General features: G+C 70.8%; 16 protein-coding genes and 1 pseudogene. 9 read left to right on the top strand and 8 right to left on the bottom strand.

The genetic code is table 11. The annotated features are described in order from the left end of the window. On the top strand, window positions 1-1,423 hold a 1,423-nt coding region (locus A9X05_RS19820), incomplete at its 5' end, for an AAA family ATPase (protein WP_067755374.1). Here A9X05_RS19820 and A9X05_RS19825 read toward each other — a convergent pair. Then, on the bottom strand, window positions 1,397-1,993 hold the full coding sequence (locus tag A9X05_RS19825) for a TetR/AcrR family transcriptional regulator (RefSeq protein WP_067755376.1): 597 nt from the start codon (window positions 1,991-1,993) through the stop codon (window positions 1,397-1,399). The two genes, A9X05_RS19820 and A9X05_RS19825, sit on opposite strands and share 27 nt — an antisense overlap. Before the next feature lie 21 nt (window positions 1,994-2,014). Here A9X05_RS19825 and A9X05_RS19830 point away from each other — a divergent pair, with 21 nt between their 5' ends. From A9X05_RS19830 to A9X05_RS19840, 3 genes are all read left to right on the top strand, one after another. Beyond that, complete coding sequence (locus A9X05_RS19830) at window positions 2,015-2,836, top strand: hypothetical protein (protein WP_067755378.1); 822 nt, start codon at window positions 2,015-2,017, stop codon at window positions 2,834-2,836. Between the two features lie 223 nt (window positions 2,837-3,059). Further along, complete coding sequence (locus A9X05_RS19835) at window positions 3,060-4,421, top strand: MFS transporter (RefSeq protein WP_067755381.1); 1,362 nt, start codon at window positions 3,060-3,062, stop codon at window positions 4,419-4,421. A gap of 19 nt (window positions 4,422-4,440) precedes the next feature. Next, window positions 4,441-5,370 carry an SDR family NAD(P)-dependent oxidoreductase gene (locus A9X05_RS19840; RefSeq protein WP_067755384.1) on the top strand — a complete coding sequence of 310 codons (930 nt, stop codon included), beginning with the start codon at window positions 4,441-4,443 and terminating at the stop codon, window positions 5,368-5,370. 23 nt (window positions 5,371-5,393) lie between these two features. On the opposite strand, the gene A9X05_RS19845 is transcribed toward A9X05_RS19840, so the two are convergent. Genes A9X05_RS19845 through A9X05_RS19875 form a run of 7 tightly spaced genes read right to left on the bottom strand, consistent with a single transcriptional unit; the run spans window position 5,394 to window position 10,538 of the window. Next, window positions 5,394-6,209, bottom strand: coding sequence for an enoyl-CoA hydratase/isomerase family protein (locus A9X05_RS19845; protein ID WP_067783609.1), 816 nt, complete (start codon window positions 6,207-6,209; stop codon window positions 5,394-5,396). Then, entirely contained in the window at window positions 6,206-7,228 is a 1,023-nt protein-coding gene (locus tag A9X05_RS19850; RefSeq protein ID WP_067783612.1) for a TIGR03617 family F420-dependent LLM class oxidoreductase, read from the bottom strand. Before A9X05_RS19850 ends, A9X05_RS19845 begins: the two co-directional genes overlap by 4 nt. A 16-nt stretch (window positions 7,229-7,244) precedes the next feature. Further along, complete coding sequence (locus A9X05_RS19855; protein ID WP_067783615.1) at window positions 7,245-7,871, bottom strand: LON peptidase substrate-binding domain-containing protein; 627 nt, start codon at window positions 7,869-7,871, stop codon at window positions 7,245-7,247. Next, on the bottom strand, window positions 7,871-9,001 hold the full coding sequence (locus A9X05_RS19860; RefSeq protein ID WP_067755396.1) for a glutamate--cysteine ligase: 1,131 nt from the start codon (window positions 8,999-9,001) through the stop codon (window positions 7,871-7,873). The genes A9X05_RS19855 and A9X05_RS19860 overlap by 1 nt, the downstream gene beginning before the upstream one ends. Further along, a complete protein-coding gene (locus A9X05_RS19865) occupies window positions 8,991-9,710 on the bottom strand; it encodes a superoxide dismutase family protein (RefSeq protein WP_067783618.1) in 720 nt (239 codons plus the stop codon). The genes A9X05_RS19860 and A9X05_RS19865 overlap by 11 nt, the downstream gene beginning before the upstream one ends. A 24-nt stretch (window positions 9,711-9,734) precedes the next feature. Beyond that, window positions 9,735-10,211, bottom strand: coding sequence for a LytR C-terminal domain-containing protein (locus tag A9X05_RS19870; RefSeq protein WP_067755403.1), 477 nt, complete (start codon window positions 10,209-10,211; stop codon window positions 9,735-9,737). Window positions 10,212-10,229: 18 nt separating this feature from the next. Then, window positions 10,230-10,538 carry a DUF3263 domain-containing protein gene (locus A9X05_RS19875; RefSeq protein ID WP_007167558.1) on the bottom strand — a complete coding sequence of 103 codons (309 nt, stop codon included), beginning with the start codon at window positions 10,536-10,538 and terminating at the stop codon, window positions 10,230-10,232. Between the two features lie 201 nt (window positions 10,539-10,739). Between A9X05_RS19875 and A9X05_RS19880 the strand changes: the two genes are divergently transcribed. The 5 genes and pseudogenes from A9X05_RS19880 to A9X05_RS19905 all read left to right on the top strand — a co-directional run. Next, window positions 10,740-11,333 carry a peptide deformylase gene (locus tag A9X05_RS19880; RefSeq protein WP_067755406.1) on the top strand — a complete coding sequence of 198 codons (594 nt, stop codon included), beginning with the start codon at window positions 10,740-10,742 and terminating at the stop codon, window positions 11,331-11,333. Next, the gene (locus A9X05_RS19885; protein ID WP_067783621.1) at window positions 11,333-12,043 is read left to right on the top strand and encodes a GCN5 family acetyltransferase; all 711 of its coding nucleotides are present in this window, start codon (window positions 11,333-11,335) and stop codon (window positions 12,041-12,043) included. The genes A9X05_RS19880 and A9X05_RS19885 overlap by 1 nt, the downstream gene beginning before the upstream one ends. A 326-nt stretch (window positions 12,044-12,369) precedes the next feature. Continuing rightward, a complete protein-coding gene (locus tag A9X05_RS19895) occupies window positions 12,370-13,176 on the top strand; it encodes an exodeoxyribonuclease III (protein ID WP_067783627.1) in 807 nt (268 codons plus the stop codon). A gap of 214 nt (window positions 13,177-13,390) precedes the next feature. Continuing rightward, complete coding sequence (locus A9X05_RS19900) at window positions 13,391-13,852, top strand: hypothetical protein (protein ID WP_067783630.1); 462 nt, start codon at window positions 13,391-13,393, stop codon at window positions 13,850-13,852. A gap of 50 nt (window positions 13,853-13,902) precedes the next feature. Next, window positions 13,903-14,568: pseudogene (locus A9X05_RS19905) on the top strand (cation-translocating P-type ATPase); the annotation flags it as partial.

Consider the following 14,568-nt stretch of genomic DNA (forward strand, 5'->3'; position numbering starts at 1 on the left):
GGTGTCCGGCCCGGCCGGGGTGGGCAAGGTGACGCTGGTGCGCGCGGTGTGCGACGGCCGCAGGCTGGTCAAGCTGGACGGTCCCGAGGTGGGCGCGCTGACGCCGGAGGACCGGCTCAAGACCGTGAGCTCGGCGGTGCAGGCCGTCCGCGACGGCGGCGGCGTCCTGCTGATCACCGACGTCGACGCCCTGCTGCCGGCCACCCCCGAGCCGGTGGCCGCCCTGATCCTGGGCGAGCTGCGCACCGCCGTGGCGACCGAGGGCGTCGCGTTGATCGCCACCTCCGCGCGGCCCGACCAGCTCGACGCGCGGCTGCGGGCGCCGGACCTGTGCGACCGGGAGCTCAGCCTGCCGCTGCCCGACGCCGGCACCCGCAAGGCGCTGCTGGAGTCGCTGCTGAAATCCGTGCCCGCGGGCACCCTCGACCTCGACGAGATCGCCGCGCGCACGCCGGGTTTCGTGGTCGCCGACCTGGCCGCGCTGCTGCGGGAGGCCGCGCTGCGGGCGGCCGCACGCGCCAGCACCGACGGGCGCCCGCCCGAGCTGAACCAGGAGGACCTGGTCGGCGCGCTGACCGTCATCCGGCCGCTGTCCCGGTCGGCCAGCGAGGAAGTGACCGTCGGCAACGTCACCCTCAACGACGTCGGCGACATGACCGAGGCCCGGCAGGCGCTGACCGAGGCCGTGCTGTGGCCGCTGCAGCACCCCGACACCTTCGCCCGCCTGGGCGTCGAACCGCCCCGCGGCGTGCTGCTGTACGGGCCACCCGGCTGCGGCAAGACCTTCGTCGTGCGCGCGCTGGCCAGCACCGGGCAGCTGTCCGTGCATTCGGTCAAGGGCTCCGAACTGATGGACAAGTGGGTGGGCAGCTCGGAAAAGGCCGTCCGCGAACTGTTTCGGCGCGCCCGCGACTCCGCCCCGTCGCTGGTGTTCCTCGACGAGATCGACGCGCTCGCGCCCCGGCGCGGGCAGAGCTTCGACTCGGGCGTGACCGACCGGGTGGTGGCCGCGCTGCTGACCGAGCTCGACGGCGTCAACCCGCTGCGCGACGTCGTCGTGCTGGGCGCCACCAACCGGCCGGACCTGATCGACCCGGCGCTGCTGCGCCCGGGCCGGCTGGAGCGGCACGTCTTCATCGAGCCGCCCGACGCCGCCGCCCGCCGCGAAATCCTGCGCACCGCGGGCAAATCCGTCCCGCTGAGCGACGACGTCGACCTCGACGAGGTGGCCGGCGGGCTCGACGGTTACAGCGCCGCCGACTGCGTGGCGCTGCTGCGCGAGGCGGCGCTGACCGCGATGCGGCGCTCGATCGACGCCACCGACGTGACGGCCGCCGACATCGCAGCGGCGCGCCAAATCGTGCGCCCCTCACTGGATCCCGCGCAGGTGCAGGCGTTACGGGCGTTCGCCGAAGCTCCGTAGCACCGCCAACGCCGACACCGCGACGTCGTCCTCGAGCCAGCGCGGCATCGGATCGTCGTAGGCGTGGCGGCGGACCACGGCATAGGGCAGGTCCGCGACCGCCCGCGCGACGGCGTCGACGGACCGGGGCCTGTTGTTTCCGTACAGCTGCCGGGCCAACACCGCGATCCGCTCGGTCAGCGGCGCGTTCATCGCGGCCAGCGTCCGCTGGAACGCCGCGTCGGGCTCGTCGTCGAGCAGGTCGCCGGGCCGGATCGTCAGCAGCAGCCGGGCGTCGTCGGGCAGCTCGCGCGCGAAGCCGACGGCGGACACGGCCATCGCGACGGCGGTGTCCGCCGGCGTCTCACCGTCCGCGGCCAGGGCGCGCGCCTGGAAGCGTTCCAGCGCGCGCAGCCACGCCGCGGTCAGGATGCCGTCGCGGTTGCCGAACCGGTGATACAGGGTGCCCGCGGGCGCGCCGCTGGCCTTCGCGATCGCCGCGACGCTGGCCGCCCGCGGCCCGCCGTCGAGCACCAGCGCCCGGGCGGCGTCGAGGATCACATCGGTTTCATGCTTCCGCGGAGGTGCCACGATCTAGTATGGTCCTTCTATATGGAACGATTACCCTATATCGATGAGCATGCCATAACCGTGGACGCGGGGCGCGCGGACACGTGGTCCGCGCTGCTGCGGGTGATGTGCCGGGATCCCGGCGACCCGTCAACCGTGCCAATCGGTTTCGTCCTCGACGAGACACGGCCGCCGGAGCGGTTCGCGCTGAAGGGCCGGCACCCGTTCGCGGTGTATCGGTGGGTGTTCGAGCTGGAGCCGCTGGCCGGCGACCGCACCCGCGTGCGCGCCACCACGTGGGCGGCCTTCCCCGGCCTGCACGGACGGATGTATCGCGGCCTCGTCATCGGCACCGGCGGTCATGCGGCGGTGACCCGCGCGACGCTGAACCGCGTTGCGGCTGCGGTGCTTAACGAGCGGTCCAGCGCGACCGCATCCGACTACACCGACGTCTTCGAGGCCGCGATCCAGCCCGGCGACACGCGCTCGGCCGAGCAGATGTTCCGCGACGCGCTGGGCCGGGAAGCAGACGGAGGCGCCGTGCGGTGGCTCCACCGCCACGTCTTGAGATTCAACCTCGCGACGCATCCGTCGCCCGATCACCCCATCGGCTGGTCGGTCGCCCGCTCGGATCACGACGAGTTCGTCCTTACGGCGAGCGGGCCGCTGATGCGGGGCGAACTGGCGCTGCGACGCCAGGACGGCCTGCGGGCCACACTCACCACTCGCGTGCACTACCGCCGCAAGACCGCCGCCCGGACGGTCTGGGCCGTCGTTGGTCCCCTGCATAGGGCCATCGCACCGCAGCTGGTGCAACGGGCCACCCGCGACGGCGGACGACGGGCGCACGCACACCACAGCTGATCCGCAGTCGGCTTGTAACCCCGTCGTATACATCTTCTCGAAGACGGTTGCCGGATCACGGGATTCGGCGGCCGTCGAGGAGGAATCAGATGAACGACGACGGCGGCCGCACCGTGAGACCGACATGATTGCATTGCAGCCATCTCCCGCGGTCGCTGTCGCCGCGCCCACGGCCCGGGGTGGGCTGCAACGATTTCGAAACGTCGCCCCAACCAGCCGGGTCATGGTCGTGGCAACCATGGTCTCGATGGTCGCCTTCCTCGACACGACGGTGGTGAACCTGGCGCTGCCGGCCACCGCGCGCGACCTCGGCGGCGGGCTCTGCCTGCAGCAGTGGATCGTCGACGGTTATCTGCTGGCGCAGGCGGCCACGATCCTGCCCGGCGGCTCCCTGTCCGACCTGTTCGGGCGGGTGCCGGTGATCCGCCTGGGACTGGTGGCCTTCGGGACGGGTTCGGTGCTCGCGGCCGGCGCCCCCACGCCGGTGATGCTGATCGCCGGGCGCATCGTCCAGGGTCTCGGCGCCGCGTTTCTGGTGCCCGGGTCGCTTGCGTTGATCAATTCGACGTTCGATCGCGGGGAGCGCGCGACGGCCATCGGCACCTGGACCGCGTGGACGGGCACGGCGTTCGCGCTCGGCCCGCTGCTGGGCGGCCTTGCGGTCGACTTGCTGAGTTGGCGATGGATCTACGTCCTGTCGGCCGTTCCGATGGTCATCGGTTTCGCGTTGACATTCTGGCTGCACCCGATGCCGCGGCCGGCCCAGCGCGTCCGCGTCGACGTCACCGGTGCGGTCCTGTCGGCCGTGGGGCTGGCCGCCACGGTGTATGCCCTGATCGAATCGCGCGAGCACGGCTGGTCCGATCCCCGCGTCGCCGCCTCGCTGTGTGTGGGCGTCGCCGCGCTGGTCGCGTTTGCGGCGTGGCAGCGCCGCGCCCCGCACCCCCTGGTGCCGCTCGGGCTGTTCCGGATTCGCAATTTCGCGGGTGCCAATGTGACCACCGGCTTCGTCTACGGCGCCATCACGATGGGCGCGCTGGCGGTCGCTCTGTACACGCAGGAGGTCGCCGGTTATTGCGCGACCGTCGCGGGATTGGCCACGCTACCCACGCCGATCATCTCGTTCCTGTTCGCTAAGCGCGTCGGCAGGCTCGCCGCACGCATCGGGCCTCGGATCTGTTTGACGACGGGCCCGCTGCTGGCCGGGTTGGGGCTGCTGCTCATCCGTCCCGGTCACGGGTTCAACATCGTCACGCACCTGCTGCCCGGGACGATCGTGGTGGCCGTCGGTTCGGTGCTCACCCTGACGCCGCTGGCCGCGGTGAATCTGTCCTCGGTCGACGCGGCCCGCAGCGGGGTCGCGGCGGCGCTGCAAAACGCCGTGGGCAGGACGTCGGCGCTGGGTTCCGTTGCCTGCGTGGGCCTGATCGCGGCCGGCACGCTGACGGACGCCAGCTTCGCGCGGCTGCTGCACGTCGCCGCCGGCCTGTACTTCGTCGGCGCGCTGGTGGCCGGTCTCTTGGTCACCGGCCGCATCCATCCCGTCGAAGAGGTCCCCCGCAAAGTCGCCGTCGGCGTGGCCTGACCGCATACACTCTGGCCGCATGACCGAACGCCGCACCGCCGTCGATGTCGTCAAGGGAATCGACCTGTCCGGCAAGACATGTGTGATCACCGGTGCGTCGACCGGGCTGGGCCGCGAGTCGGCCCGAGCGTTGGCCGCCGCCGGCGCGCACGTCGTCCTGGCGGCGCGCAACCATGCCGCCCTGGCCGAAACGGTCGGATGGATAGCGCAGGACCTACCCGGCGCGCGTACCTCGACCGTGCATCTCGACCTGACCGCGCTGTCGAGCGTTCGCGCGGCGGCCGCGGCGATCACCGACATCGCGCCGGCGATCCACGTCTTGATGAACAACGCCGGGGTCATGTTCACCCCGTTCGGGCGGACGGCGGACGGGTTCGAAACCCAGATCGGGACAAACCATTTCGGCCATTTCGAGCTCACCCGGCTACTGACGCGTCCGTTGGCCGCCGCACAGGGCGCCCGGCTGGTCGTGCTGTCCTCCGGCGGGCACATCATGGGCGACGTCGACTTCGACGATCCCAACTGGGAGCGCCGCGACTACGACAAGTTCGTCGCCTACGGCGCGTCCAAGACGGCCAACATCCTGTACGCCAGGGAGGCCGACCGCCGCCTGCGCGACGCGGGCATTCGCGCCTTCGCCGTCCATCCCGGCACCGTGGCCACCTCGCTGGCGCGCTACATGTCCCACGAGGATTTCTCCAACCTCCGCAGGCTCGTCGCCGCCAACAGCGCGGCGCGCGGCGAACCGAGCGACGGCCGTCTCGACTTCCTCACACCGGATCGGGGTGCGGCCACGCAGGTCTGGGCCGCGGTCAGCCCGCAGCTCGCCGGCCGGGGCGGGCTGTACCTGGAAGACTGCCGGATCAGCGACGGGCTCGCCCCCCACGCGCGCGACGACCAACGCGCGGCTGACTGGTGGGCCCTCTCCGAGCGGTTGTGCGCGATCTAGTAGCACAGCCCGACGATGCGGGATTACCGGCTCGGCGGCAGCGGCTCCCACTCGCTCGCGAGCCGCGCGGTGAAGGACGGCGGCCGGCGCTCGAGGAAAGCGGCGACCCCTTCGCGCGCGTCGGCGGTGCCCATCACCCGTTGGTGCAGCCGGGTTTCCAGAGCCGCGACCTGGCGCGGGGTGTAGCCGTTGATCGCGGTGTCCCACAGCAGCCGCTTGCACAGCGCCGCCGACATCGGCGCCACGTTGACCGCGATGTCGCGGGCCACCGCCACCGCGTGGTCGAGCACTTGGTCGGCGGGCAGCGCCCGGTTTGCGATGCCGAGCGTCACCGCCTCGGCCCCGCCGAAGGTCCGCCCCGTCAGCAGGATGTCCGCGGCCACCCCCAACGTGGTCAGCTGCGCAAGCGTCCAGTGCGCCATGCAGTCGGGGAGCACTCCCCGACGGACCTGCACCACACCGTATTTCGCGTCGCCGGCGACGATGCGCAGGTCCGCCTGCAGGGCGATGGTCAGCCCGATGCCGATCGCGTGGCCGTTGACGGCGGCGATCACCGGCTTGCGCAACTCGAACGCGGCCGGGGTGATCGGTGACGCCGAGAATTCCTCGCCCGGGGCGTCGAAAGGGCTTGTCTCGCCGGAGAAATCCGCCCCGGCACAGAATGCGCGCCCGGCCCCGGTCACAACGATGGCCCGGACGTCGTCGTCACCGTCGCAGTCGGAGTAGGCCCGGCCCAGCAGCGCGCCCATCTCGGCGGTGTAGGCGTTGAGGCGCTCGGGCCGATTCAACGTGAGCACCGCCACGCCCGCGTCGACGTCGACGGTGAGGTCGGAACTCATCGCAGCGCCGGCGTGCGGTGCAGGGCGCCGATCAGGTCCGCGACGTCCGCGGCGGCCGGCGAGTAACCCGGGAAATAGCAGCACACCTCGGCGGCGCGCTCTCCGAATCGGGCGGCGATCTGCCGTGCGCACTCCTCGGGCGTGCCGACGATCCCGATCCGGGCCACCATCTCGTCGCTGACGAGCCGGCGCATTTCGGGGAAGCGGGCCTGTTTGGACAGGGCATTCAGCTCGGGCTGGACGTCGGCCCAGCCCTCGGCCTCCAGCACGGGCAGGTAGGCCGGCGTCGAGCCGTAGAAGGAGATTAGCGACGCCACACCGCCGATCGCGGCGGCCAGGCCCGCCTCGTCGCGGCCGACGGCGACCATGGCCTGCACGACGATCTCGAAGTCCTCGGCGGATCGCTTGGAGCGCCGCAGGCCCTCTTCCACGGCGGGGAGGGTGCGTTCGGCGAAGTGGCGGGCGCTGTTGAACGGCATCACCAGCAGCCCGTCGGCCACCTCGGCGGCGGTGCGCGTCATCACCGGGCCCAGCGCCCCCAGCAGCACCGGCGGCGGCCCGAACGGGTTGGGCCCGGGATTGAAGTTGGGCGCCATGATGGTGTGGGTGAAGAATTCGCCGCGAAAGTCCAAGCGGGCGCGGCCTTCCCAGGCCGCGAAGATCGCCTTGATCGCCGAGACGGTTTCGGCCATCCGGGCCGCGGGCCGCTCCCACCTACTGCCGTAACGCTTTTCGATGTGGGCCTTCACCTGCGAGCCGAGGCCGAGCCGGAACCGCCCGCCGCTGTAGAGCTGCAGGTCGTAGGCGGCGTGCGCCAGGTGCAGCGGGCTGCGGGGCGGCGCGATCGCCACGTTCGTCATCAGGTCCAGTCCGGTGGTGCCGGCGGCGAGGATCAGCGGGAAGAACACGTCGTGCTGGCCCTCGAAGGTGAACAGGCCGTCGGCTCCGGTCGCAGCGATCTCGGCGGCGCTCGCCGCCGCGTCCACCGGTGAGCCGTCGACCTGCAGATGTACCTTCATCTACTCCCCTGTCGCGTCATTCGGAAAGCTGGAACTCCACCACCTCGGCGAGCGCGTCGACCGCCTCGCGCAGCGCCGCCAATCGCTCGGAGGCCGACGGCGCCGACAGCACCGTGTAGAGGTCGGCCGTGCCGATGGGGATGCGAGAGGCCAACGCGTACAAGCGTTGTCCGGGGTCGCCGGCCGGGTCCTCGCCCAGCAGCGCCGCGCGGTCCGGCAGCGCCACGCCGCGCGCGTCGGCGATCCGCTCGAACAGCGCCATCACCCTGTCCTCGACCTCGACCAGCTGGGCGGCCGTGACCGGATCGCCCGGCTCGTCGGGCCACGCGGTCACGGTCGCCCGCGGGTAGGGGTCGTCGGGCAACCACTCGGAGACCCGGATCCGTTCGCCGGTCCGGCACTGCATGGAGTACCGCCCGCCACCGTGGTCGACGCATTCGGTGATCTCGGCCAACACCCCGACGTCGTAACGCACCTCGCCGCCGCCGACCTCGCGTCCCCGCGAGATCAGCACTACACCGAACGGGTCGCCGGTGTCCAGGCAGTGCCGGACCAGCGCGCCGTAGCGCGGCTCGAAGATCCGCAACGGCAGGTTTTGGTCGGGCAGCAGCGCCGACTCCAGCGGGAACATCGCCAACTCCATCAGATCTCCAGCTCGGCCACCAGCGCGTCGACCACCGCCCGCAGATCGCCATCGTGTTCCTCGGCCACCCGGCGTTGCCGTTGATAAGAGGCGCCCACCCTGGGGATCTCGGCCACCGCCGCCAGCTCGTCGACGCAGTCCAACGATTTCGCCACGGGCTCAAGCCGATTCAGCACGTCGTCGAGGTCCTCGGTGACGAGCCGCTCGTTGCTGTCGGCGTCCTGGATGATGATGGCGTCCAGCCCGTAGCGGGCCGCGCGCCACTTGTTCTCCTGGTTGTGCCACGGCGGCATGGTCGGCAACGTCTCGTCGGCTTCCAGCCTGCGGTCCAGGTCCACCACCAGGCAGTGCGTCAGCGCCACCAACGCGCCCAGCTCCCGCAGGTTGGACACGCCGTCACAGATCCGTACCTCGAGGGTGCCCAGGTGCGGCGAAGGCCTGATGTCCCAACGGACTTCGTCGACGTGATCGATGATGCCGGTCTTCTTCTGGTCGTAGACGAACCCCTCGAACTCCGGCCAGGTCTGGAACTGGAACGGCAGGCCGGCGGTGGGCAACTGCTGGAACATCATCGCGCGGTTGCTGGCGTACCCGGTGTCCACCCCGGTCCACCACGGTGAGGACGCCGACAGCGCCAGCAGGTGCGGGTAGTACTTCAGCAGGGACGTCATGATCGGCATCACCTTGTGCGCCGAGGAGATTCCGACGTGCACGTGCACGCCCCAGATCAGCATCTGCCTGCCCCACCACTGCGTGCGCTTGATCAGTTCGGCGTAGCGGGGCGCGTCGGTGAGCTTCTGGGTGGACCACTGCGCGAACGGGTGGGCGCCGGCGCTGAAGAGTTCGATGCCCCGGTCGCGGACGATCCGCTGCGCGGGCCCGAGGGTTTCCCGCAGATCCTCCATGGCCTCGCCGGTGGACCTGCAGACGCCGCTGACGACCTCGACCGTGTTGCGCAGCAATTCCTTGTGTACGCGCGGGTTTTCGCCGATCTCGGCGATCACCGCGGTGGCCTCGTTGCTCAGGTCGCGGGTCTGCGCGTCGACGAGCGCGAACTCCCACTCCACGCCGAGGGTCGGCCTCGGTGACCGGGCGAAATCGATGCGCGCGTGGGCCCTGTTAGCCGGCACCGATCACACCGCACGCGACCCGCTTGCCGGCGTCACCGGTGCTCATCGTCATCTGGTCGGGGCCCGGGGTGCCGTTGGCCTGGTTGTACCGCTCCGGCGGGATGTTGGCGAAGTTGTCGGCGCCGGCGTGGATGATGATCGCCGTCTTCTGGCCGCTGAGCAGGTCGTCCATGGCGAAGGCGTCCGTCGTGGTCATCAGCATCCCGGACCCGTCCTTGCGCACCTGGAGCGAGGTGAGGTCACCGCTGGCGGGCTCGGCGGCGTGCCCGGGCGTCTGGAAGTGCCCGCCGGCGGACAGGAAATCGCCCGGCGCGCCACCGGTCGGGGCGACGGAGTTGGGCTCGCACTTGCCGACCTTGTGGATGTGCACCCCGTGGAAGCCGGGCGAGAGCACCCCGTTGGCGGTCGTCTCGATGGTGACCGTGGCGTAGCCGTTGTTGAACTGGAACGAGGCGGTCGCGACCTGGGTGCCGTCGGGCGCCTTCAGGTGGGTGACGATGCTCGGCCCCGACGGCGCGGCGACGGGCCCGCCCTCCGGCGTGCCGGTTCCCGACGGCGCCGGCGAACCGGTCCACACCGCCGGCGTGGTGCCCGGGGACGTCGAGGCGTGCTGGGGCGACGAGCACGCGCCGAGCAGCGCGACCGAAGTTGCTGCGGAGAGCGCGGAAACGGTGACGGCGGCAGTGCGGTAACCAGCGAGCTGAGGCATAGCGGAAGCCTAGCCGCTGACGGGTCAACCCGTAACGAGGACGATGACCCCGGGCGGTTGCCCGGTCAGCGCCGGGATGCGCGGTTCGACGGGCGCGCCCAGGATTTTGCCGACCGCGTCCGCGGTGGCGTGCTCGTCGTCGGCGTCGGTGTAATACACCGTGGTGGCCGAGACGTCGGGCACGGTCAGGTTGTCGACTTTGGTCACGTTGAAGCCGCCGGCCGTGAGCTGATCCTTGGTGCGCGACGCGACGCCCTCTTTTGTCGAGATGTTGTACACCTGCACCTCGGACCGGTTGGCCGCGGGCTTAGTGCTGGTCGGCGTGGCCGACGTGCTGGTGGCGGACGACGTGGACACCGCCGAGGCCGAGTCGTCCTCGGAGCTGCCGGACGACCCCAGCGCCTGCCAGCCGAGCAGCAGGAATACGACCCCCAGGAACAACAGCACCATCACCATCGCCCGCAGGGGCAGCCCCGTGGAGTCGGGGACTCGCTCTTTCATCGAGCCCACTGTAGCGAGTCAGGTCACCTCGAAGCCGAGGCGCCGCGCCGCCCGCGCCTTCTGCCGGCTGGCCCGCAGCCGCCGCAACCGCTTTACCAGCATCGGGTCGGCGGCCAGCGCCTCCGGCCGATCGACGAGCGCGTTGAGCACCTGGTAGTAGCGCGTCGCCGACATCGAAAACAGCTCTTTGATCGCTTCCTCTTTTACGCCCGCGAATTTCCACCACTGACGTTCGAAGGCGAGGATGTCGTGTTCGCGGCGGGTGAGGCCATCTGCGATCTCGGCATCGTCCCCCGATCGATTTGCCCGCGCCATGGCGCTGTCCATATAGCTTCCCCTGGACCCTTCCGGCGATTCTCGGCTGCTGTAGATGACTTGACTTACCTGAGGGCGTGTTTCGGCGAATATTGAATCACGGCGCAAACCCTCAAGCCGTCATCCAGACCCGCGAGTCGGCCGATTGGCTCAGATTGCCCGGAGAACACGGCCGGCTTCCGCCCGTGCGGGCGTGCGGTAGCTTAGCCGACCATGGCAGTCGTACCGATCCGGATCGTCGGGGATCCGGTCTTGCACACCCCGACGCAGCCGGTGCCGGTCGGCGCCGACGGATCGCTGCCGCCGGACCTGGCGGAGCTGATCGCCAACATGTACGACACCATGGATGCCGCACACGGAGTCGGCCTGGCCGCCAACCAGATCGGCGTCGGGTTGCGCGTCTTCGTCTACGACTGCGCCGACGACCGGGGCCGGACCGACCGGCGCCGCGGCGTGGTCGTCAACCCGGTGCTGGAAACCTCCGAGATCCCGGAGACGATGCCCGATCCGGACAACGACGACGAGGGCTGCCTCTCGGTCCCCGGCGAGTCGTTTCCCACCGGCCGCGCCAGCTGGGCGCGCGTCACCGGCCTCGACGCCGACGGCAAGGCCGTCGAGCTCGAGGGCACCGGCCTGTTCGCGCGCATGCTGCAGCACGAGACGGGGCACCTGGATGGCTTCCTGTACCTGGATCGGCTGATCGGTCGCCACGCCCGCAGCGCGAAGCGCGCCGTCAAGTCGCACGGCTGGGGCGTTCCCGGGCTGTCGTGGCTGCCGGGCGAGGGGCCGGACCCCTTCGGTCACTGATGTTCTCGTGGCCGGAGTTGGGCACGCGGGTGACGCTGCGCTACCGGCGGCCCCCGGGCTCGGTCCCGCCCCTGACCGACGCCGTGGGCCACCTGCTGGCGGTCGACCCGGTGGTGCGGGTGCGGACCAAGACGGGCGCGGTCACCGAGGTGTTGCCCGACGACGTGGTCGCGCTGCGGGTGCTGACCGACGCCCCGGTGCGCACCTCCGAAATCCGGGCGCTGGAGCGCGCGGCCGCCGACGCGTCGCCCGGCGTGGAACGCGCGTGGCTCGAGGGCTGGCTGCTGCGGGCCGGGGAACACGTGGATTTCGCTGTGCCGCTGGATGTTTCGGCCCGAGCAAGCGCCATGGCGGCGATCGCGGACTGGTATGAGCGCCGCGGCATGACGGCGCGCCTGGCGATACCCGATCGCTTGCTGCCGCTGCCGCCGGGGCTGAGCGCCGAACGCACGGAACGCGTCTTGGTGCGTGACGTCTCGGCGCCGGCGCGGCACGGCACGCGCTGGGTGGGCCTGCCGGCGGCCGGCGACGACCCGGCCACCTACGAAGCGCAGTTGGCCCTGGCCGCGGCGCGCGGCGCGACCCGGGCCTATCTGGTCGTTGCGGACGATGACACCGGCATGCTGCGACTGGCCGACGCGCTGGGCTTCCGGGCGCACCACAGCCGCCGCTACTTTCCGGCCCGCTCCCCGGCCTGGGATACCGTCTAGCGATGCACGATGGCGGCGACCCGCAGCACCCGGCTTCGCCGCCCTTGCGATCGCCGCAGATTGATGGCGGCGACCCGCAGCGCCCGGCTTCGCCGCCCTTGCGATCGCCGCAGATTGATGGCGGCGACCCGCAGCGCCCGGCTTCGCCGCCCTTGCGATCGCCGCAGATTGATGGCGGCGACCCGCAGCACCCGGCTTCGCCGCCCTTGCGATCGCCGCAGATTGATGGCGGCGACCCGCAGCGCCCGGCTTCGCCGCCCTTGCGATCGCCGCAGATTGATGGCGGCGACCCGCAGCGCCCGGCTTCGCCGCCCTTGCGATCGCCGCTGCGGCTGGCCACCTGGAACGTGAACTCGATTCGCAGTCGCCTGCCCCGCGTCCTCGACTGGCTGGCGCGCGCCGACGTCGACGTGCTGGCCATGCAGGAGACCAAATGTTCGGACAGCCAATTTCCCACGCTGCCGTTTTTCGAACTCGGCTACGAGGTGGCGCATGTCGGCTTCAATCAGTGGAACGGCGTGGCGATCGCCTCGCGGGTGGGCCTCGACGACGTGCAGATCGGATTCGACGGTCAGCCCACCTGGAGCAGCAAACCGGAGGTGGCCGCGACGGCCGAAGCCCGCGCGCTGGGCGCCACCTGCGATGGCGTCCGGGTCTGGAGCCTGTATGTGCCCAACGGCCGCGCGCTGGGCGACCCGCACTACACCTACAAGCTGGAATGGCTTGCCGCACTGCGTGATACGGCGGCGGGGTGGTTGCGCGACGACCCCACCGCGCAGATCGCGCTGGCCGGCGACTGGAACATCGCCCCGACCGACGACGACGTCTGGAGCACCGAATACTACGTCGGCGCCACCCACGTCTCCGAGCCGGAGCGCCGGGCGTTCGGCGCCATCGTCGAAGCCCAATTCACCGACGTGGTAAGGCCTTTCACGCCCGGTCCGGGGGTCTACACGTACTGGGACTACACCCAGCTGCGGTTTCCGAAACGGCAAGGCATGCGCATCGACTTCATCCTGGCCTCACCGGAATTGGCCACCCGCGTGACGGACGCCCAGATCGTGCGCGACGAGCGCAAGGGAAAGGCCGCCAGCGATCACGCACCGGTGCAAATCGACATAAGGCGAGGCTAAATCGCGTTGAACTCGTTCGCGCCGCGCCCATAACCAGGTTAAGCTCAGGCAAATTAAATGCGACTGCTCGTTGTCTGCGCGTTTGCAAGGTGGCAGGCTTTGATTTTGTTAGAACCGACAAACAGTGTTTTTTTGCCGTTAACGACGCGTTCAGCGGGTATAGCTCACCGGTGACGCGCGTTCGCGGCAAGGGCAGGAAAGCCAAGGAGTAATGATGAGTGTCATCGGCGGGGCAGTCCGAGGGGTGGGTCAAGCGGTGAATCGCGCGGCAAGCGCGACGACCGCGACCGCCGGCGCCGTGGGTGGCGCGGCGGTGAACGGAGTCATCGGCGGCGTCACCGGGGCCGCCGAGGGCATCAAAAAGGGAATGAGCAGCGGCAGCCACTCGACGCCCGCGGCCGCGGTGGCCATCGGCGCGCTCGGCGTCGCGGGGCTGGTCGAGTGGCCGGTGCTGTTGGCGGTGGGCGGCGGTGCCCTGTTGCTGCAACGGCTGAGCCACCGGAACGGATCGGGCAATCCGGCGCCCAAGGCCAGCCTCAAGGCCGTGCCCGCGGAACCGGCGGAGCAGAAATCGGCGCCGCAGAAGGCGGCGCCACAGAAGGCGGCGGGCAAGTCGACGGCCAAGAAGGCGGCCGGGCGCCGGGCGGGCGGCACCGCGCTGCGTAGCACCAACTAACGGGACCGTTCGAAGCCGCTTTGAGCATTGCGACAGCGATACAACGATCTATGCCGTTGCGCGCCGTCGCGACGGGCATCCAGGCCACCACCTCGCTCGTCGAGGCCGGCATCACCATCGCCGCGATTCCGCTGCGCGAGGGCGCAAGGGCGATCGCGGGCGATCTGCCCCAGGAGAGTCCGGCAACACTGAGCCGCCGCTGCTGGCGCGGCGCCGAACGCGCCTGGATCGAGGTGCGGGGGCTGGACGGCGCTTCAGGTGACGAGCTCGGACGCTCGGTGCTCGACGCGCTGCTGGCCCACCCCGGCGTCGCATCCGCCGTCCTGAACTATCCGCTGTCGCGCGTCGTGGTCACCGTCTGCGACGCGGACACCTCGCTGCGCGACCTGTGCCGCATCGTCGACATCGCCGAGAAGCGTTGCGGCGCAGCCGAACCGCTGGCGCCCCCGACGAGCCTGCCGGGTGACGGCGTGGTGCTGGCGACCCGGGCTGCCACCGCGGCCGCCAGCGCGGCCGGGCTGGGCCTGGCGCTGACCGGCCGCGCGCTGCGCTGGCCGCGGATGCCGATCGGCGTCCTGGCGGGCGTGGTCGCCGTCGACTACCAACCGTGGCTGCGCCGCCTGCTCGAAGACCGCATCGGCCGGCCCGCGACCGACACGGCGCTGACCCTGGCCCTGACGGCCGCGGAAACCGTCACCCAGTCCCCCGCCTCGTTG

Origin of the sequence: Mycobacterium sp. E3298 (genome assembly GCF_001666895.1) — a bacterium.
GTDB lineage: Bacteria > Actinomycetota > Actinomycetes > Mycobacteriales > Mycobacteriaceae > Mycobacterium.